This is a genomic window from Variovorax sp. PvP013, assembly GCF_050435945.1.
GTDB lineage: Bacteria > Pseudomonadota > Gammaproteobacteria > Burkholderiales > Burkholderiaceae_C > Variovorax.
In genome coordinates, this window is the sequence record NZ_JBNDLF010000001.1 from 53,197 (window position 1) to 71,437 (window position 18,241).

General features: G+C 65.6%; 20 protein-coding genes. 13 read left to right on the plus strand and 7 right to left on the minus strand.

The window, feature by feature from the left end:
- Positions 1-29: 29 nt before the first annotated feature.
- The 4 genes from ABID77_RS00265 (at position 30) to ABID77_RS00280 (ending at position 2,183) form a co-directional block, all read left to right on the plus strand.
- Entirely contained in the window at positions 30-521 is a 492-nt protein-coding gene (locus ABID77_RS00265; RefSeq protein ID WP_429589195.1) for a hypothetical protein, read from the plus strand.
- The gene (locus ABID77_RS00270; protein ID WP_429589198.1) at positions 499-834 is read left to right on the plus strand and encodes a hypothetical protein; all 336 of its coding nucleotides are present in this window, start codon (positions 499-501) and stop codon (positions 832-834) included. The genes ABID77_RS00265 and ABID77_RS00270 overlap by 23 nt, the downstream gene beginning before the upstream one ends.
- Positions 835-1,096: 262 nt before the next feature.
- Positions 1,097-1,861, plus strand: a complete 765-nt coding sequence (locus ABID77_RS00275; RefSeq protein ID WP_429589201.1) for a plasmid recombination protein — start codon at positions 1,097-1,099, stop codon at positions 1,859-1,861.
- Positions 1,839-2,183, plus strand: coding sequence for a hypothetical protein (locus ABID77_RS00280; RefSeq protein ID WP_429589204.1), 345 nt, complete (start codon positions 1,839-1,841; stop codon positions 2,181-2,183). Before ABID77_RS00275 ends, ABID77_RS00280 begins: the two co-directional genes overlap by 23 nt.
- Before the next feature lie 54 nt (positions 2,184-2,237).
- Here ABID77_RS00280 and ABID77_RS00285 read toward each other — a convergent pair whose 3' ends face one another.
- Together ABID77_RS00285 and ABID77_RS00290 are read right to left on the minus strand one after the other, a co-directional pair.
- Positions 2,238-2,453 (minus strand): hypothetical protein, encoded by a 216-nt coding sequence (locus ABID77_RS00285; protein WP_429589207.1) that lies wholly within the window; start codon positions 2,451-2,453, stop codon positions 2,238-2,240.
- A 231-nt stretch (positions 2,454-2,684) separates the two neighbouring features.
- Positions 2,685-3,194 carry a hypothetical protein gene (locus ABID77_RS00290; RefSeq protein ID WP_429589210.1) on the minus strand — a complete coding sequence of 170 codons (510 nt, stop codon included), beginning with the start codon at positions 3,192-3,194 and terminating at the stop codon, positions 2,685-2,687.
- 103 nt (positions 3,195-3,297) lie between these two features.
- On the opposite strand from ABID77_RS00290, the gene ABID77_RS00295 reads away from it, so the two are divergent.
- Positions 3,298-3,657, plus strand: coding sequence for a helix-turn-helix domain-containing protein (locus tag ABID77_RS00295; RefSeq protein ID WP_429589213.1), 360 nt, complete (start codon positions 3,298-3,300; stop codon positions 3,655-3,657).
- A 914-nt stretch (positions 3,658-4,571) separates the two neighbouring features.
- Here ABID77_RS00295 and ABID77_RS00300 read toward each other — a convergent pair.
- The gene (locus tag ABID77_RS00300) at positions 4,572-4,907 is read right to left on the minus strand and encodes a hypothetical protein (RefSeq protein WP_429589216.1); all 336 of its coding nucleotides are present in this window, start codon (positions 4,905-4,907) and stop codon (positions 4,572-4,574) included.
- 74 nt (positions 4,908-4,981) lie between these two features.
- Between ABID77_RS00300 and ABID77_RS00305 the strand changes: the two genes are divergently transcribed.
- The 8 genes from ABID77_RS00305 to ABID77_RS00340 all read left to right on the plus strand — a co-directional run bounded on the left by ABID77_RS00305 (position 4,982) and on the right by ABID77_RS00340 (position 14,565).
- Positions 4,982-5,170, plus strand: coding sequence for a DUF2158 domain-containing protein (locus ABID77_RS00305; RefSeq protein ID WP_429589218.1), 189 nt, complete (start codon positions 4,982-4,984; stop codon positions 5,168-5,170).
- A 443-nt stretch (positions 5,171-5,613) separates the two neighbouring features.
- Positions 5,614-5,865 carry a hypothetical protein gene (locus ABID77_RS00310; protein ID WP_429589221.1) on the plus strand — a complete coding sequence of 84 codons (252 nt, stop codon included), beginning with the start codon at positions 5,614-5,616 and terminating at the stop codon, positions 5,863-5,865.
- Between the two features lie 70 nt (positions 5,866-5,935).
- Positions 5,936-7,231, plus strand: coding sequence for an O-acetylhomoserine aminocarboxypropyltransferase/cysteine synthase family protein (locus tag ABID77_RS00315; RefSeq protein WP_429589224.1), 1,296 nt, complete (start codon positions 5,936-5,938; stop codon positions 7,229-7,231).
- Complete coding sequence (locus ABID77_RS00320; RefSeq protein WP_429589227.1) at positions 7,228-7,641, plus strand: YeeE/YedE family protein; 414 nt, start codon at positions 7,228-7,230, stop codon at positions 7,639-7,641. The genes ABID77_RS00315 and ABID77_RS00320 overlap by 4 nt, the downstream gene beginning before the upstream one ends.
- Positions 7,628-8,095, plus strand: coding sequence for a DUF6691 family protein (locus ABID77_RS00325; RefSeq protein WP_429589230.1), 468 nt, complete (start codon positions 7,628-7,630; stop codon positions 8,093-8,095). Before ABID77_RS00320 ends, ABID77_RS00325 begins: the two co-directional genes overlap by 14 nt.
- 225 nt (positions 8,096-8,320) lie before the next feature.
- Positions 8,321-9,580: a metallophosphoesterase family protein gene (locus ABID77_RS00330; RefSeq protein WP_429589233.1), complete on the plus strand. Its 1,260-nt coding sequence runs from the start codon at positions 8,321-8,323 to the stop codon at positions 9,578-9,580.
- A gap of 46 nt (positions 9,581-9,626) precedes the next feature.
- A complete protein-coding gene (locus ABID77_RS00335) occupies positions 9,627-13,271 on the plus strand; it encodes an AAA family ATPase (RefSeq protein ID WP_429589237.1) in 3,645 nt (1,214 codons plus the stop codon).
- A gap of 79 nt (positions 13,272-13,350) precedes the next feature.
- Positions 13,351-14,565 (plus strand): YbfB/YjiJ family MFS transporter, encoded by a 1,215-nt coding sequence (locus ABID77_RS00340; protein ID WP_429589240.1) that lies wholly within the window; start codon positions 13,351-13,353, stop codon positions 14,563-14,565.
- A 149-nt stretch (positions 14,566-14,714) separates the two neighbouring features.
- On the opposite strand, the gene ABID77_RS00345 is transcribed toward ABID77_RS00340, so the two are convergent.
- From ABID77_RS00345 to ABID77_RS00360, 4 genes are all read right to left on the minus strand, one after another.
- Complete coding sequence (locus tag ABID77_RS00345; RefSeq protein ID WP_429589243.1) at positions 14,715-15,395, minus strand: GntR family transcriptional regulator; 681 nt, start codon at positions 15,393-15,395, stop codon at positions 14,715-14,717.
- A gap of 145 nt (positions 15,396-15,540) precedes the next feature.
- The gene (locus ABID77_RS00350; RefSeq protein ID WP_429589247.1) at positions 15,541-16,848 is read right to left on the minus strand and encodes an FAD-dependent oxidoreductase; all 1,308 of its coding nucleotides are present in this window, start codon (positions 16,846-16,848) and stop codon (positions 15,541-15,543) included.
- Entirely contained in the window at positions 16,845-17,144 is a 300-nt protein-coding gene (locus tag ABID77_RS00355) for a (2Fe-2S)-binding protein (RefSeq protein WP_429589250.1), read from the minus strand. Before ABID77_RS00355 ends, ABID77_RS00350 begins: the two co-directional genes overlap by 4 nt.
- The gene (locus ABID77_RS00360; RefSeq protein WP_429589253.1) at positions 17,141-18,241 is read right to left on the minus strand and encodes an NAD(P)/FAD-dependent oxidoreductase; all 1,101 of its coding nucleotides are present in this window, start codon (positions 18,239-18,241) and stop codon (positions 17,141-17,143) included. The genes ABID77_RS00355 and ABID77_RS00360 overlap by 4 nt, the downstream gene beginning before the upstream one ends.

Sequence of the window (18,241 nt, forward strand, 5' to 3'; positions counted from 1 at the left end):
TGGGGTGGTAGCAGTTTTGGTAGCAAATCATGCTCAAACTGCCTGTGTACCTGCGGGGGCACACCTACTACTTTCACACCCGCATCAGCGGCATCCACTTCAAACGCAGCCTGGGAACGAGTGATCCGCTCATCGCTAAACTGCGAGCCATCGAGTTCCTGCGGGTGATTGATATGCACAAACCCAAGCTGGGCGACTTCAAATTCAACGAGGCTGATCGGTCAAGGTACGAGATTGATCTGTCCCGGGGGATCGCCAACGCCACGGACCCAGAGGATCACAAACGCCTCATGCAGGCATTGAAGCTGATGGCCAAAGCTTCGCAGAGCCCTCGGCCTGCGGCCGTTGTTGAGCCTGTGGCACAGGTTGCAGACGCCCAAGAGGCGCTCACACTGCTCGGGTTGGTTGGCAAATTCTTTTCGCTCAAAAGTACTTTGACCGATGCCACGAAAACTGATTACATTGCTACTGGCCGTGCCTCTGCCCAAAGAATTTTTTGTGCTATTTTTCGAATTTATTAAATCAAGTGGCGGGTTCGGATTTGTAGTGCGTCCCGATGGGAAGGGAGCCAGTGACCCTGTTCGCAAACTCTTGGATGCACATAAGAACGCCATCGGTTATGAAGGCGAAAAACAGACGTTCCATAGTCTTCGAAAAACTTTCAACACTTACCTTCAACACAACAAGGTGCCACTTGAAGCACGTTGCCAAATCATTGGGCACGAGCTGAATCACGTTAATGTTCAGGTTTATGGGAAAGATTATTCATTGGACGAATTGGCAGAAATGGTGGTTCCGTGCCAACGAGGGCTCTTGAAAATCATTGGCTTTTGATTCAAGACACGCTAATAAAAGAACCCGCGTACAGCGGGTTTTTTATGTGCGGCGTTTGGTATTAGCGATCCACCGGCACGGTGGCTTGAAAAGTAAAGCCGTAGGCTTTGCGGTGGAAACCCAGAGAAAAAGCGCCAGCTTTTTTGAGGGTTTCCATTTTAAGTAATGGAAAGGCAACAAATCCCCGCAAGGGGATTTGTTGCCTTTCCAATGCATTCTGTTTTAATAGAAAGACCAATAACAAAAAAACAGGGAGGCATTTATGTATTGTATAGCGCAATTTGAAAAAGTCAAAGACACACGAAAAATAACAGCGATGGCAAATCACAATCTTCGATTGCATTTGAGCGTGGCAGATAAAAAGAGAATTGACCCAGCACGCACCGAGCTAAATAGGATTTTAGAAAACCCGCTCGGCATCGATCCTAAACTATCCAAAAGCATGGCCCGGTGTTTTGAACAACACTGGGAAGCAAACGTGATACAAATGAAAAGCGATAGCGTTTTTTTGATTGATCTGGTGTTAACAACCAGCCCCGAGTTCTGGGGCGATGCTTTGCACCAAAATGGTGCATTAACACCAGCCGCCAAAGCCAAGTTAGATGCGTGGTTGCCGGTCCAAATGGATTTCATTAGAAGGCACTTTGGGCCGGATGCTTTGAAATTCGCAGTTTTGCATTTGGACGAGAAGACCCCTTACATCCATTTGATGCTCTCCCCCGAGCAAACCAAGACCCTTAAATACAGGAACCAGTACGGCACCCAAGAAAAAACTGTGACCAGTTTAAACGCAAATCGCTGGAACCCAGTTTTTTGGAAGAAATTCTTAACGGCCTATGCCAAAGCCAATGAAAAATTTAACCTAAAAAGACCCGTGGAGGATTCTATGACTGAGAAAATCGCACCCAAAGAATATGAAAAGCTCGTTAAATTCGCAATGAGTGAGGATTACAGCAGCACTATTGAAAAAATGGTAGACGCTGTGCTAAGTGAGCTAAATATACGTGAATACCAAAGCCGTAGTTGAAAAAGCCATTTCCGCCAAACTCATTCCAAAGCTAAAAATATTGGCAAAAAGCAACAAAGCTCTTAAATCATTGGTTAAGCTGGATCGAGAACAAGAGTACAAGCTGATTGAAAAACTAAAATTAGAGGCCAAAAAACAGATTGAAGAGGCATCCAAAAAGATAGAGTATCACGGCAATAAGCTAAAAACGATTCAAGAGCTTGAAGCCAAAATTAAGGCCAAAGATAAAATCATTGAAGCTCAGCGATTAGAAATTAAACGTATATCTCCGACGCCTGTGTCGACAAATTTTGATAAAGCCAACAAGCACGTTAGAATTTAAAAAACAATATTTGAAATTTTAAATCCCATGCCCAAGCTTGCTACAAGATAATTATTATATAGAATAAATCTTTGTTATTTTTTGCTTTTTAAGGCTATATTCGATTTCTATATCAAACTTAATTTTTTCCAACAAGATTTCAAGCTCTTCTTCTTCAATAGAATTTTCCTGCGTAGCCAAGCGAGCAATTTTCAACTCCGAGTAGTTAGTATGCTTACTCACAAATGCTTGCGAAACACCTGCTTGCTTTGCGATTTCAGCCTGCGCCATGTCAGGGAATTTCACAAACAAAGTTATTGCATGCTTTATTTTATTCCAGTATTTTTTGGATCTTGCTAATCCGCCTTTTCGCCCATTTTCAACGTAGTGTTCTCAATTTACCATATGTTCTTTGCTAGTTATTAATTAACATATAGCAAAAAAATAAAAAGTCAAATTCTCTATGTCACAGTCTAGACAAAATTAGCGCCTCAAAAGCTTCGGCCATAGCCATTTTTTATTTTAAGTAATCGTTTTCGTTGTCGTCCAGTGGCCGCCCTCTTGCATGATTTCTTTTTTGATGGCGTCAGCAAGTTCTCTGGGCACGTACTTCGTGATTTTTACTTCTCTGCCGTTGGTGTTGGCGTACACGTAAGATTTAGCTTGTGCGTCACTCGCAGTTCCAATGTCGTCAATTTCAGAGTAAGGCAGTTGTTTTCCTTCAAAAAATAAACCAACGTTTGGTTGAATTTCGAGTGCGCTCGCAGTTTTGACAAATTTTTTGCTAATGAAAACAAGAATTAACGATGCAGCGAGCATCCAAAGTGGATATGTGATCATCTCATTGCGCTTGCTAGTTAACAAAACAATGGGCGATGTGAGCGCACACGATGCAGGAATACCTGCCCACAGCATCAGCCAGCCAGCCCAGAAAGTGCCACGAGCCCCAAAGCGTTGAGCTTGATAATTGATCGTGATAAACCCTTTGGCATCGACTTGCCGATCGTATGCCCTGCTGAAACTGCTCTGCATGTGTCTCTCCTAAGACATGAACCTGATGGGTCTAGTTGAACCCTTTGAGGCCTTGGCGTCAAGAGGTACTACCTGAACCATCTAGGTTTAGTAGGAGGTTGATGTGGACTCAGAAGCTGAGCAGCAGCTTGCGAAGGCTGTTGGCGCTGCCATTGGACGTCAAAGAGCAGCAGTAGGGCTGACACAGGAGGCTGTGGCCGAAGCGTTGCAGATCGGTCCGGCTGCCATCTCGCGCATGGAGCGGGGTGCCGTTGTCCCGTCTCTGTCGAGGCTCGTAGAGTTCGCTGAACTCTTTGGATGCTCTGTCGATGCGTTTCTCGGTAGAGTAACGAACGCGCCGATGGATGGTGCTCGATCTATCGCGGCAATGCTTGGCGAGCTAGATCGAACGGATAGGGAATATGTGCTAGAACTCTTAGAGCGCTCGCATGCGCATCTGATGAAGAAAAACGAGAAAAACTGATCGCGCCACTTTTTATTCTCTTATTTGAAATGGAGAACTTTGATTTTTATCAAACGAAATCCAAATAAAAAAATAACCGGAACTTGTTCTTTGGGAGCTTTGTCTTACCCGTGCTATCACACGGTACGACAAAGTTTCACCCTAACCCGCGATTTTTAAAAAATCCGGATTGGGACTTTGTCGGCGTGTGATAGCTACCACATAGCACGAGTGAAGAGCAAATAGACTGTCTTCAACTTTCCAGTTCGTGAGGCCTATCTCACAGTAGCGGGGTCTGGTGATTGTCTTCCCTGTGGCTTTGCTACTAAATCCATTCTGACCACTTGCCAAAATCGCTTTTGGCTTCAAACTTTCTTGTACTGCCCCAACCCCATGCAGTTAGATTTAATTTAGGGGTTCCTCTGCTAGCAATATTTGATCAAGACGCTCATAAATTTATCGAATCGAGAACGATTTTTGCAGAGAAAAAGTTCCTGAAGAAGAATTGCAAATACATTGACGCATAAATAAAGTAATCAAAGATAAATCATTTTTATTTGTTTGTCAACCCTAAAAAAACTACGGTTTATTTATGTCCTTAAATTTTTTGTTAAAACGCGTCAGTGCACTTGACAGGATGTAATTTGCCTTTAATTTATACATTGTCAAGGAGGATTTATGAGAATTAAGACGACTGATATAGGCATGAGTATTGCAATCACCTTTTGGGTTCTATTTTGCGGGTTTTTTCTTTCAGACTTCTTTGATAATAAAAAAAGTGACCATCATTATCCAAAAATAGCCTGCAAGCAAAGGGATCCAATAATAAACACCGCTATCCGCTAGTCTTCCTGCAATTCCTGGTGGAATAACGTATGCTAGGGCGCCCGCGAAAAATATAACTATTGCAGTCGCGAAAAATTTCAGCATTATTGTTACTCCCCCAGTGCTTCCCGGATTTTTGCGAGCTTGGTTCTGCTTTCTAAGTGATTATAATAAAGCTGATTTACCAATTCATTGATTTCGTAAAGAATTTCTTTAAATCTTTTCTTATCTTCCTTGAGGTTGTTAAGTTCGTTAATTCTATTGGTTATTGTTCTTTTAACACCTAGTGCACTTTGACCTCCAGAGCCATAAACGATCCAATAAACATCCACGTATTCGGCCTTTGGATATGTTGCCTTCATTTGAGTCCAAATGTCTGTAATAGTGACACCTTCGGATGCTAGCGCTTTGATGCGTTTCTTGTCTTCTTTGCTGATGTCCGCCATGAGATCTCCACAAAATTCAGAATATAATAGCATTTGGCTACTTGGATGACGAGTAGTTTTAACCTAGGAAAACCATGAGTGATATCAAAGCCGGTGATGAGGTGGTACTTAAGTCTGGTGGGGTTGCCATGACAGTAGCGTGGGTCGAGGATGAGAACGCCTTATGTGTTTGGCAGGACAAAGCCAATCATAAGGAGCAGGTTTATCCTGTGGTGGTTCTCAAAAAGTATGAGCCGCCCATGATGAGTTTTGAAACCATCTAACTGGTATCATTAGTGCACTCGGGTTTTCCGAGTGTTTTTGCTACCACACCTAGCAAAATCAACGACTTACAACGGTTTGGGCAGTCCCGTCCACTCCGCCAGATCCATGGGTCACATCAGCAATGATGTGACCCATTTTTCTTTGGCGCATCGCATCGCCCGAAGTCTCGATCGGGCCGCTTCCTTTCCTTCGCCAGCGCTTTCGCGGACACCGTCCTCCGCGGTACTGAAAGTGATTCCGGCGACCGCATCCCAAGAAAACCGCATCTGCAAACTCGCATCCGTTCGTTGGCGGATGCAGCCCGCGTCCAGAGAATTCGCGGCGACCTGTCGAATCGATGCGGCCCGCCATATGCATCTGACTTAACAGTCGTTCCCCTGACGGTCCTGCGTTCCGACAATCGCACGTCTTCCGTTTCTCGTTCGACATTCCAGGAATCTCCATGGTGCCCGTACCCACCGAAGACTTCGAGCTCGACCCGCCGGGTGGCTCCTTCTGGCAGTCCCTGCTCAATCTCGCGATCAGCGTGCTGGTGGTCTGCGCCGCGGCGCTGATCGGCAGCTTCCTCAGCGCGACCTCGGCGCACGCCCGGACGGTGCAGAAGACGTCCACACGGTCCCAGCCGGTCCCGGCCGTCGATCGCGCCGCCTTCGAGAGCAGGAACGTCGATGCCGTGGTCCTCGCCAAGCCGTGATCCGGCCGCATCGAATCCAGTCCCCCGAACGACGCCCATTCCCGACCCAGTCAAGAAAGATGACCCAGCGATGCCGACGCCCGAGAAACACTGGAGATTCGAGACCCTGTCGGTGCATGCCGGCTACTCGCCCGAACCGACCACGCGCGCCGTGGCGCCGCCGATCTACCAGACCGTGGCCTATGCCTTCGACAGCGCGCAGCACGGCGCCGACCTGTTCGACCTCAAGGTGCCGGGCCACATCTACAGCCGCATCAACAACCCGACGCAGGACGTGCTGGAGCAGCGCGTGGCCGCGCTCGAGGGCGGCATCGCCGCGCTGGCGGTGGCCTCTGGGCAGGCCGCCGTCACCTACGCGATCCAGACCATCGCCGAGGCCGGCGACAACATCGTCAGCAGCACCGCGCTCTACGGCGGCACCTACAACCTGTTCGCGCACACGCTGCCGCAGTACGGCATCACGACGCGTTTCGCCGATCACCGCGATCCGGCCAGCTTCGAGCCGCTGATCGACGACCGCACCAAGGCGGTGTTCGTCGAGTCGCTGGGCAATCCTGCGGGCAACGTCACCGACATCGCGGCCGTCGCCGAGATCGCGCACCGCCACGGCGTGCCGCTGATCGTCGACAACACCGTGCCCTCGCCGTACCTGAGCCGGCCGATCGAGCACGGCGCGGACATCGTGGTGCATTCGCTGACCAAGTACCTGGGCGGCCACGGCACCAGCATCGGTGGCGCCATCGTCGATTCGGGCAAGTTCCCGTGGGCCGAGCACAAGGCGCGCTTCCGGCGCCTGAACGAGCCCGACGTCAGCTATCACGGCGTGGTCTACACCGAGGCCCTGGGCCCGGCGGCCTACATCGGCCGCGCCCGCGTCGTGCCGCTGCGCAACACGGGCGCGGCGATCTCCCCGTTCAACGCCTTCCTGATCCTGCAGGGCATCGAGACGCTGGCCCTGCGCATGGAGCGCATCACGGACAACGCGCTGGCGGTGGCCCGGCACCTGCGGGAGAGCCCCGCCGTGACCTGGGTCAACTACGCCGGACTGCCCGACCATCCCGACCATGCCCTGGCGCGGAAGTACCTCGGCGGCCGTTCCAGCGGCGTGCTCACCTTCGGCATCGGCAGCGGCCGCGAGGGCGGGGCACGCTTCCTGGACGCGCTGCGGCTCTTCACGCGCCTGGTCAACATCGGCGACGTGCGCTCGCTCGCCACGCACCCGGCGTCGACCACGCACCGGCAGCTCTCGCCCGAGGAGCTGGCCCGCGCCGGCGTGACCGAGGAGACGGTGCGCCTGTCGGTGGGCATCGAGCACATCGACGACCTGATCGCCGACCTCGACCAGGCGCTGCGGGCCGCCGCGTGAGCAGTGCCCTGCAGGCACTCGGTGGCGGCCTGCTGATCGGCGCGGCGGCGGCCGTGCTGCTGCTGGCGAACGGCCGCATCGCCGGCATCAGCGGCATTCTGGGTCGCCTGCTCGCATTCGACGCCGGACCGCGCGGCTGGCGCCTGGCCTTCCTGGCGGGACTGCTGCTGCCGGCGCTGGCCCGGGGTGTGGCGGGCGGGCACGCGGCGCCGGCCGTGCCGGGCGGTCCGGCGACGGTGATCGTCGCCGGCCTCCTGGTCGGACTGGGCACCGGCTGGGCGTCGGGCTGCACCAGCGGCCACGGGGTGTGCGGCCTGGCCAACCTGTCGAAGCGCTCGCTGGTGGCGACGCTGGTCTTCACGGCCACCGCCGGCCTCACCGTGTACGTGGCGCGCCATGTCGTCGGTTGAAGGCCGTGACAACGGGGCGGCGTCGGTCCTGTGGGCGCTGCTGGCCGGCATCCTGTTCGGCAGCGGGCTGATCGTCTCGGGCATGAGCGATCCGGCCAACGTCCTGGGTTTTCTCGACGTCGCCGGCGAGACCTGGAATCCCTCGCTCGCCTTCGTGATGGGCGGTGCGATCCTCGTGGCCGCGCCGGCCTTCGCCCGGGCGCGGCGGCACGGCCGCACGCTGGCGGGCGCGCCGCTGCAGCTGCCCGGGCGCAGCCGCGTCACGCTGCCGCTGGTGGGCGGCAGCGTCCTGTTCGGCCTGGGCTGGGGGCTGGTCGGCCTGTGTCCGGGACCGGCGCTCGTGGTGGCGGCGCAGGGCGTGCCGACCGCGCTCGCCTTCGTCGCGGCGCTGGCCGCGGGCCTCGGCATCGTCACCTTCTCGCGTCGCCCGACGGGACGTGCTCCCGGGCTTTGAGCAGCGGTTCGCAGAAGCACGTACTTCTCGGCATCTTTCTTCGTCGGCGTCGGCCGTCACTTCGCGGCCTGACGGGGTCGCCGAACGACGGCGTCGCGCGGAACGCACCGCGGCTCCTCGGACCCCCGAAGCCGCGGCTGGCCTGGGCCGACCGGCGCCACGCCGACATCGTCGCAGCGCGGGTCCGGTTCGACGCCGGCCAGACGCTATAAAGACACCCACACCATGAGATTCATCCACGCCGCCGACATCCACCTCGACAGTCCCCTGCGCGGTCTCGCCGCCTACCAGAACGCCCCGGTCGAGGCCCTGCGCAACGCCACGCGGGACGCCTTCACGAACCTCGTCAACGAGGCGATCGAGCTGGTGGTCGATTTCCTCGTCATCGCCGGCGATCTCTACGACGGCGCCTGGCGCGACTTCAACACCGGGCACTTCTTCGTGCGCGAGATGGGCCGGCTGCACCAGGCCGGCATCCCGGTCTACCTGCTCTACGGCAACCACGACGCCGAGAGCGAGATGACGCGCCGCCTGGGCTTTCCGCCCAACGTCCACGTCTTCGACACCCGCCGCGCCCAGACCTTCCGCATCGACGCCCTGCGCGTGGCCCTGCACGGGCGCAGCTTCAAGGACGCGGCGACGCTGGAGAACCTGGCCGTGGGCTACCCCGATCCGGTGGCCGGCTGGCTCAACGTCGGCGTGCTGCACACCGCGCTGGAGGGCGACGCCGCGCACGCGCGCTACGCGCCGTGCTCGCTCGCCGAGCTGAACGCGCGCGGCTACGACTACTGGGCGCTCGGCCACGTCCACGAGCACGCAGTGCTGCAGCGCGAGCCGGCGTGGGTGGTGTTCCCGGGCAACCTGCAGGGCCGCCACATCCGCGAGACCGGGCCGCGCGGCGCCGTGCTGGTGACCGCCGACGCCTCGGGCATCGTGGCGGTCGAACGGCTGATCGTCGACGTGCTGCGCTGGGAGCGCCTGGAGGTCGACGTCGCCGGGGCCGCCGACCTCGACGGCGTGGTCGCGCTGGCCGGCCGGGCGCTCCAAGACCTGCTGGCGCGCCAGGGCGACCGCAAGCCGCTGTCGGTGCGCGTGACCGTCACCGGGCGCAGCGCCGCGCACGGCGAGCTCTTCGGCCGCTACCACCAGCTGCGCGAGGAACTGCTGGCGCAGGCCGCCATCCTGGGCGGCGACCGGCTCTGGATCGAGAAGGTGCGCGTCGAGACCGCGCCGCCGGCCGACGCGACGCAGGTGCGCGAGCGCTCCGACGCCATCGCCGACCTGCAGGCGCTGCTGGCGGACGTGGCGCTCGACGAGGCTTTCCTGCGCAGCCTGGCGGACGACCTGCAGCAGCTCACCGGCAAGGCGCCGGCCGAGCTGACCGAGGCGGTACCGGAGTTCGAGGCGATCCGCGCCGGCGACGTGGCCGGTCTGGTCCGCGCCGTCACGCCGGGCCTGCTGGCGCGCCTGGCCCAGGCCAACTGACCGACCGCGCCGCCCACGACGCCGACCGACCCACCGACCGATCCCCATGCGCATCCAGCGACTCGACCTGCTCCGCTACGGCAAGTTCACCGACCGCGGCCTGGCCTTCCCGGCCGGCGCCACGCGCGACTTCCACCTCGTCGTCGGCGCCAACGAGGCCGGCAAGTCGACCACCCGCAGCGCCATCCTCGACCTGCTCTACGGCATCGAGACCCGCTCGACCTACGACTTCCTCCACGCCAAGGCCGAGATGCGCCTGGGCGCCACGCTGGTCCACGCCGGCGAGGCGATCGACGTCGTGCGGACCAAGGCGCGCGCCAAGTCGCTGCTCGGCCCCGGCGGCCAGCCGCTGTCCGACGCCGCGCTGGCCACCTTCCTCGGCGGCACCGAGCGCGGCTTCTTCGACCAGATGTTCGGCCTCGACCACCCGCGCCTGGTCAAGGGCGGCCGCAGCATCCTCGACAGCGCCGACGACATCGGCCAGATGCTGTTCCAGTCGGCCGCGGGCATCGGTGGGCTGGGGGCGGTGCGCGAGCAGCTGGAGAGCGAGGCCGACGGCCTGTGGGGCGTGCGCAAGGCCGGCGGCCGCGCCTACTACGCTGCCGCCGACCGGCTGGCGCAGGCCGACGCCGCGCTCAAGCAGTCGACCGTCCGCACCAAGGACTGGGTCGACGGCCGCCGCGCGCTCGACGAACTGACCGGACAGCGCGCCCAATTGCGCCAGCGCCAGCGCGAACTGGAGACCGAGCGCCTGCGGCTGGAGCGCGTGCGCCGCGTGGCCGGCGCGCTGCGCCAGTGGCGCGAGACCGGTGCCGAGCTGCGCGCGCTCGGCGCGGTCGTCGAACTGCCGGCCGATGCCGCCGCGCGGCTGGCGCAGGCCCAGCTCGCGCTGGCCGCCGCCCGGCGCGACCACGCACTGTTCGAGGCCCAGGCCGCCGAGCTGCGCGCGCGGCGCGGAGCGATCCGCCCCGACGAGCGCCTGCTGCGCCACGCGGCCGACATCGAGGTCCTGGCCGCGCGGGCGCAGCAGGTGCGCCACCACGACCGCGACATCGAACGTCGCCTGGCGGAGATCGACGTCCACTGGCAGCAGGCCGCCGCGCGGGCGCGCCAACTGGGCTGGCCGGTCGTCGACGCCGACGCGCTCGCCGCGCGCCTGCCGTCCCTGCCGCGCCGCGCGGCGGTCGTCGCGCTGGCCCGGCGTTTCGCGGTGCTCGACCAGGCCTGCCGCGCCGCCGAGGCCGCCCTGGCCGACAAGGAGGCCGAGCACGCCGCGCTCGAGGCGCAGCGGCGCGTGCTGTCGGTCTCCAGCGTGCCGCCGGTGCTGCGCGTCGCGCTGGCCGAGGCGCGCGCGCTCGGCGACACCGATGCCGCCCTGGCACGCGACGAGGCCCTGCTGCGCTCGGCCGAGCGCGAGCTGGCGACGGCGCGCGCCGCGCTGGGCACGCAGCCGTCCGAGCCGGCTGCGCTGCGCGCGCTGGCCCTGCCGTCCGAGGCCGACGTCCGCGAGCGCCTGCGACGCCAGGCCGACGACGCGCTGGCCGTCAAGACCCTCGACGAGCGCCGTGCCGACCTGCATGCGCAGGCCGAACTGGCGCGCCTGGGCATCGCCCAGTACCGCCGGACGCACCAACCGGTCGGCCAGGCCGAACTCGCCGAGGCGCGGGCGCGACGCGACGCGGCCTGGAGCGACATCCGCTCGGGCGCTGCCGTCCTGCCCGGGGCCGGTGCCGGCTTCGAGACCCAACTGCGGCACGCCGACGCCCTGGCCGACCAGCGCCACGACAAGGCGCGGGAGGCGAGCGAGCTGCAGTCGCGCATCGACGCGCTGGAACGCCTGCAGCTGCAGCTCGACGAGACCGCCGCGCGCTTGGCCGCGCAGCGCGCGCGGTGCGACACCGACGCCGCCGACTGGTGCGCCGCCGCGTCGGTCCTGGGCCTGGACGGCCTGGCGCTGCGCGACGTCGAGGCCTGGCGCACGGCGCGCGAGCGCGTGCTGCGCGCCGACGCCGCGCGCGCCGACGTGGCGCGCGTCCTGGCCGCCGGCCGCGCCGCGCGCGACGCCGCGTCGGCCGCCCTGCAGGCCGCGCTCGGCGGCGCCGGCATCGCGTTCGACCCGGCCGCGCCGCTGGGCGTCACCCTCGTGCTGGCCGGCGACGCCGTCGAGCGCGCCACCGAGACCCGCGCCCGCGCCGAGGAGCTGGCGCGCCAGCAGGCGTCGCTCGCCGCCGCGCTCGGACGCCAGCGCGACGCGGCGGCGCAGGCCCGCGCGGCGCTCGACGCCTGGCACGCCGACTGGCGCGTCGCCGTGCGCGGCATTGGGCTCGCCGAGGACGGCGAGGACGGGGACGTGGCGGCCGGCCGCATCGACGTGGCGGGCGCCGAGGGCGCGCTGGAGGCGATCGCGGCCATCGAGGGCCGGCTCGACAGCATCCGCGACCTGCGCCATCAGCGCGTCGACGCCATGCGCCGCGACCTGGCCGACTTCGACGCCGAGACCGCCGCCGTGGTGGCCGCCGTCGCGCCGGAACTGGGCGGGCGCGAGCGCGGCGCCGCGGCGGTCGAACTGGCCGCGCGCCTGGGCGAGGCGCGCGACGCCCACCGGGAGGCCGAGCGGCTGCGCGAGGAGGGCGCGGCGCGCGAGGCGCAGGCGCGCGACGCCGCCGCCGGCGTGGCGCGTGCGCGCGCCATGGTCGCGCCCCTGCTGGGGCTGGCGCGCCTCGCGCCGTCGCCGGACGGCCCCCTGGCGGGAGACCGGCCTGCGGGCGGGAGCGCACGCACCGCGGACGGTGAATGGTCCACGGATGAAGGGGAGGGCGACGACGCGGCGGCAGGTGCGGGGCGAGACGAGGACGACGACGCCGACGTCGACGCCGAGCGCCACGAACGCCTGCGCGCGCTCATCGCGCGCTCGGACCGCCGGCGCGAGCTCGCGCTGGCCGTCGAGGCCGCGTTGCGCAGCGTCGAGGAGGGCGGCGACGGCCTGTCGATCGACGCGCTGGAGGCCGAGGTCGCCGCCGTCGACGCCGCGCAGATCCCCGCGCGCCGGGCCGAACTCTCGGCGCAGCTCGACGACGCGCGCCAGGCGCAGGACGCGCTCACGGTGCGCATCACGCAGGCCGAGGCCGCGCTGTCGCGGATCGCCGGCCAGGACGACGCGGCGCGCGCCGAGTCGCAGCGCCAGAACGCCCTGGCCGAGATGGCCGACGCGGCCGAGCGCTACGTGCGCGTGCACACCGCCTCGCGGCTGCTGAAGTGGGCCATCGACCGCTACCGCGAGACGCGCCAGGGACCGCTGCTCGGCCGCGCCGGCGCCATCTTCGCGGGGCTCACGCGCGGCTCGTTCCAGAAGCTGTCGGTCGACTTCGACAGCGACCCGCTCACGCTGCACGGCCTGCGCGCCGACGGCCAAGTGGTGCCGATCCCCGGCATGAGCGACGGCACGCGCGACCAGCTCTACCTCGCCCTGCGGCTGGCGGCGCTGGAGATGCACCTGGCCCAGAGCCACGCCATGCCCTTCATCGCCGACGACCTGTTCATCAACTACGACGACGGCCGCTCCGAGGCCGGCCTGGAGGCGCTGGCCGATCTCTCGACCCGCACTCAGGTCATCTTCCTGAGCCACCACGACCACCTGGTGCCGACGGTGCGGCGCGTCTTCGGCGACGACGTGAACGTGGTGGCGCTGTAGCGGCGGCATTCGCGTCGTCGGCGCCCGGAGCGCCGGCGCGGGATCGGCGAGCCGACCTGGAAACCAAGGACCATCGACGATGAGACACGCCTGCGCTCCCGACCTGCCGTACCTCCCGCTGGCCCTCGCCCTGTCGCTCGGCGCGGCCGTGTCGCTGGGCGTGACGCGCTTCGCCTACGGCCTGCTGCTGCCGCCCATGCGTGCCGACCTGCAGTGGTCCTACACCCTGGCGGGGGCGATGAACACGGCCAACGCGCTGGGCTACCTGCTCGGCGCCCTGGTCACGCCCCGCCTGATGGCGCGCTTCGGTCCCTCGGGCCTGACGATCGCCGGCGCCTCGCTCTCGAGCCTGTTCATGGGCCTGAGCGGGTTCTTCACCGCCGCGGCGCCGTTGCTGGCGCAACGCCTGCTGGCCGGTGTCTCCAGCGCGTTCCTGTTCATCGCGGGCGGATTGCTGGCGGCGCGCCTGAGCGCCTTGCAGCCGCGGCGCGGCGGCTTCCTGCTCGGGCTGTACTACGGGGGCACCGGCCTGGGCATCCTGCTGTCGGCGCTCCTGGTGCCGGCATTGCTGGACGCTGCCACGCAGCGCGCGCAGGCGCACGCCTGGACCTGGGCCTGGTGGGGACTGGCAGCGGCCTGCCTGGCGGCCACGGCGGTGCTGGCGTGGCCGGCGCGGGCGCTGAAGGACGTCGGTGCGGCGCCGGGAGCGACCGGCGCCGCCGGGCCCGCGGTGCCGTTCCGCTGGCGCGACTTCGGTTTCGGCCTGGCGGGCTACGCGATGTTCGGCATGGGCTACATCGGCTACATGACCTTCGTCGTCGCGCTGCTGCGCGAGCAGGGCGTGTCGCCGGCCCGCATCACGCTGTTCTATGCCCTGCTCGGCGTGGCGGTGGTGGCGTCCTCGCGCATCTGGGCGGGCCTGCTGGACCGATCGCGCGGCGGCCGGGCGCTGGCGTTCCTGAACGCCCTGGCGGGCCTGGCGACGGTGGTGCCCGCCGTGACGTCGGCCTGGCCGATGGTGCTGGCTTCCGGTCTGCTGTTCGGCGCGGTGTTCCTGTCGGTCGTGGCGTCCACCACGGCGCTCGTGCGGCACAACGCGGCACCCGCGCAGTGGGCGACCGGCATCAGCGCCTTCACCGTCGTCTTCGCCGCCAGCCAGATCGTCGGGCCGATGATCGTGGGGTGGATCGCCGACGGCCCCGGCGGACTGCAGCGCGGGCTGATGTTCTCGGCCGTGGCGCTGTGGACGGGCGCCGCGCTGGCGTCGCGGCAGCGGGCGTTACGCCGTGGCTAGGCGTGGGGCCTGGCTTCGATTACTCATGCCATGCCTATGAAGACAACTCTCTTCGAAGTGACACCGATCACGGCTGGCAGACGCGAGCCAACGATCTGTCGCGCGCCGACGTCGAAGCGGGGCGCCTGTAGCGCCGATGGTGTCCCGCCCTAGCTGTCGATGACCTGCCGCGCGAAGCGTTCGAGGTAGTCCATCAGGCGGTCGGCGCCGGCGACCGCGGCGGCCTCGTCGCCGGTGGAGATGCCCTGGGCGAGCGCGAGGTGCGCTTCGGCGCCCTCGACGATCTCGCCGGCGTGCTGGTAGGCGTACCAGAAGCGGCGGCACTTGATGGCCAGCGGCACCACGGCGTTGACGGCCGACATGTTGCGGCAGGCCTGGTGGTTGACGTGGTCGAGTTCGTGGTCGGCGGCCATGTAGTCGGCCAGGCTGTCGCGCGCGGCGGCGCGCACCATCTTCTCGGCGCAGCGCAGGATGGCCTTGCGCTGCAGCGCGGTGGCGCGCCGGGCCGAACAGGCGGCGATCAGGCCCTCGAGCGCGCGCCGGGTCTGGATCACGTCGAGGTGGTCGGCCAGGTCGATGGTCGAGACCAGGAGGCCACGGCGCAGCTGCTGGTCGATCAGGCCGATCGACACCATGCGCATGAGCGCCTCGCGCACCGGCGTGCGGCCCAGGCCGGTGCGCTCGGCAAGTTCGGCCTCGACCACCGGGCTGCCGGGCTCGAGCTGCAGGGTCGAGATCAGCGTCTCGATCGCGTCGTAGGCGAGGTCGGCGGCCCGGCGCTTGGGCGGCGGGCGGGGCGGAGTGATCGTGGTGGATGTCGGAGCGGGCATGGCGTGGTCTCTCGGCCGATTCGATGCGGCGGATGCGGGAGCGTCCGCCGTCGGCCCGGCCGCATCGGGCGAGGCCGCAGAGTATCGGTGCAGGGCGCGGTTCGCATCAACGGCGTGCCTCGGCATCCGGTCGCGGGCGAGGGGTTCAATCCGCCGGCCAGTCGGCCGTGGGCGCGGCCGGCGGCACGGGGATGGCCAAGGTGCTCACGCGCACCGGGAACAGCGGCGGGCGCGGCGCGGGCGGCGTCCAGCCGAACATGAACCGCGTCGCCGCGCCGCAGACGCGGCCCTGGCAGGCACCCATGCCGCAGCGCGTGTGCAGCTTGGCGTCGACCCAGCCCCGGCGACCGGCGAGCGCGCCGTGCGGCACGTCCTCGCAGCGGCACACGAGGGTGTCGGGTGCCGGCAGGGCGCGCAGGGCCTCGTCGAGCGCGAAGCAGCGGTGCAGGCGCGCGGCGAAGGCATCCCAGCGGGCCAGCTCCGGGCGCAGGGCGTCGGCCCGGGCCGCGAGGCCCACGGCATGCAGACCGGCCATCGACCCCTGCACCAGCGCGCGCTCGCTGCCGCCGACGCCGGTGCATTCGCCCGCCGCGTAGACGCCCGCCAGGCGGGTGCGCTGGTTCGCGTCGATCGCCAGCGCGGGCGCGCCCTGGCGCGCGACGATGTCGCAGCCGAGCAGCTGCCCCAGTTCGGTATTGGGCACCAGGCCGAAGCCGTTGGCCACGCGGTCGCAGGCGATCTCCTCGATCGTGCCGTCGCCGCGCCGCAGGCGCACCGATTCGACCCGGCCGTCGCCCGTCGCCGCCAGCACGTGGCTGTGCGTCCGGTAGCTCAACTTGAAGAGCGTGGCGGCCTGGCGGGCCTTGCCCGGCCAGCGGGCCATCTGCAGGGCGAAGCGGGCGAGTTCCGCGAGCGGGGCCTGCTCGGCGATGCGCGGCACCCGCGCGCCGGCCTGGACGGCCGTGGCGGCGGCGGCGAGCAGCAACGGGCCGCTGCCGGCGATCACGACGCGTTCGCCGGCCACCGGCAGGCCGCCCTTGACGAGCGCCTGCAGGCCGCCTGCGCCGGTCACGCCGGGCAGGGTCCAGCCGGGAAAGGGCAGCAGCAGCTCGCGCGCGCCGGTGCACAGGATCAGCTTCGCGTAGCGCAGCAGCCAGCCGCGCTCGGCGTCCTCGAGCAGCAGATGGCCCGGTGCCGGGGCCGCCGCCACGCGCGTGCCGCTGCACACGCGCACGTTGACGCAGCGCGCCAGCGCAGCGCGCAGCCGGCGGGCCTCGGGCGGCGGGCTCGCGCGCGGGCCGTCGCGCCAGATCTGGCCGCCGGGGGCCGGGTTGTCGTCGATCAGCACGATGGACGCGCCGCTGGGCGCGGCGGCCACGGCGGCGGCCATGCCGGCCGGTCCGGCGCCGACGATCAGGAGGTCGCAGTGCGCCACGGGGGTGTTCTCTGTCATGGCGTGGTGCCGGGGAGGTGATGCGCCTGGCGCGCGGGGTGCGGCAGGCGGGTCGTGACGGCCATGCCGTCGCGGCACGTGGTCTGGCAGGCCAGCATCCGCCGCCCGTCGATGTCGACGCGGCATTCCTGGCAGACGCCCATGCCGCACAGGGGCGCGCGCGCCATGCCCGAGACGCTGGTGCGGGTGATGCCGTCGCCCGCCCGGGCGAGCGCCGCCGCCACGGACAGGCCGGCCTCGACCGCCACCGGGCGGCCGTCGACGACCAGGGTCACGGTCGCGATCGCGGGGGTCATGCGGTCTCCATCAGGCGGCAGGGCTGGTAGGGCGCGGGGTCGATGGGCGGCGTGCGGCCGGTCATCAGCGCGGCGACGAGCCGCCCGCTGGCCGGCGCCGTCGTCACGCCCAGGCCTTCGTGGCCGAGCGCCAGCCAGACGCCCTCGCGCCCGGCGTGCGCGCCCAGCAGCGGCAGGCCGTCGGGCGTGGCGGCGCGCAGGCCGGTCCAGGTGCGCACCGCGCTCAGGTCGCCCAGGCCGGGCAGGTAGTCGAGCGCGCGCCGCAGCATGCGCGCGAGCATCGCCGGCTCCACGCTCAAGTCGGTGGTGTCGAACTGGCGCGACGAGCCCACCAGCAGCTGGCCGGTCGGCCGGGGCTGGACGTTGAAGGCGACCGAGTCGCCCTCGCTGTGGTGCGCGCTGGTGACGTAGCCCAGCTCGACGAGCTGGTGCGTCACCGTGCCGGGGTGGCGGTCCGTGATGAGCAGGTGGCCCTTCTTGGGCCGCAGGGCGAGCTCCGGGCACAGCGCGGTGGCGTGGATGCCGTTGGCCAGCAGGATGCGCGGCGCGCCGCGCCACGAGCCGTCGCGCAACTGCAGCCGCGTGCCTTCCAGGCGCGTCACCTCCGCGTGCTCGACGCGGATGCGCGCGCCGTCCTGCAGCAGCATCCACTCGGCGGCGGCCGGGGCGTAGACCACGCCGTCGCCCGGCACGCGCAGGGCACCCGCGAGGCCGGGGCGCAGGGCCGGCTCGGCGGCGCGCAGGGCGTCCCGGTCGAGCAGCTCGCTCGCCACGCCGTGGTCGGCGAGCCGGCGCTGCTTGCGCTCGGCCTCGGCCATCTCGGCGTCGTCGGCGGCGACCCACAGCGTGCCGCTGTCGCGGTAGTCGCAGCCGCGCGGCAGGCCCGGCGCGAGGCCGCGCCACAGGTCCAGCGAGTGCAGGCTGAGGGCGAGTTCGGCCGGGTTGTCGTCCATCACGACGAGGTGGCCCATGCCCGCCGCCGTGGCGCCGCCGCGCCGGTCGTCGAGCACCAGCACGCGCAACCCGACGCGCGCCAGGGCCTGCGCGCAGGCCGCGCCGACGATGCCGGCGCCGACGACGATGACGTCCGCGTCCAT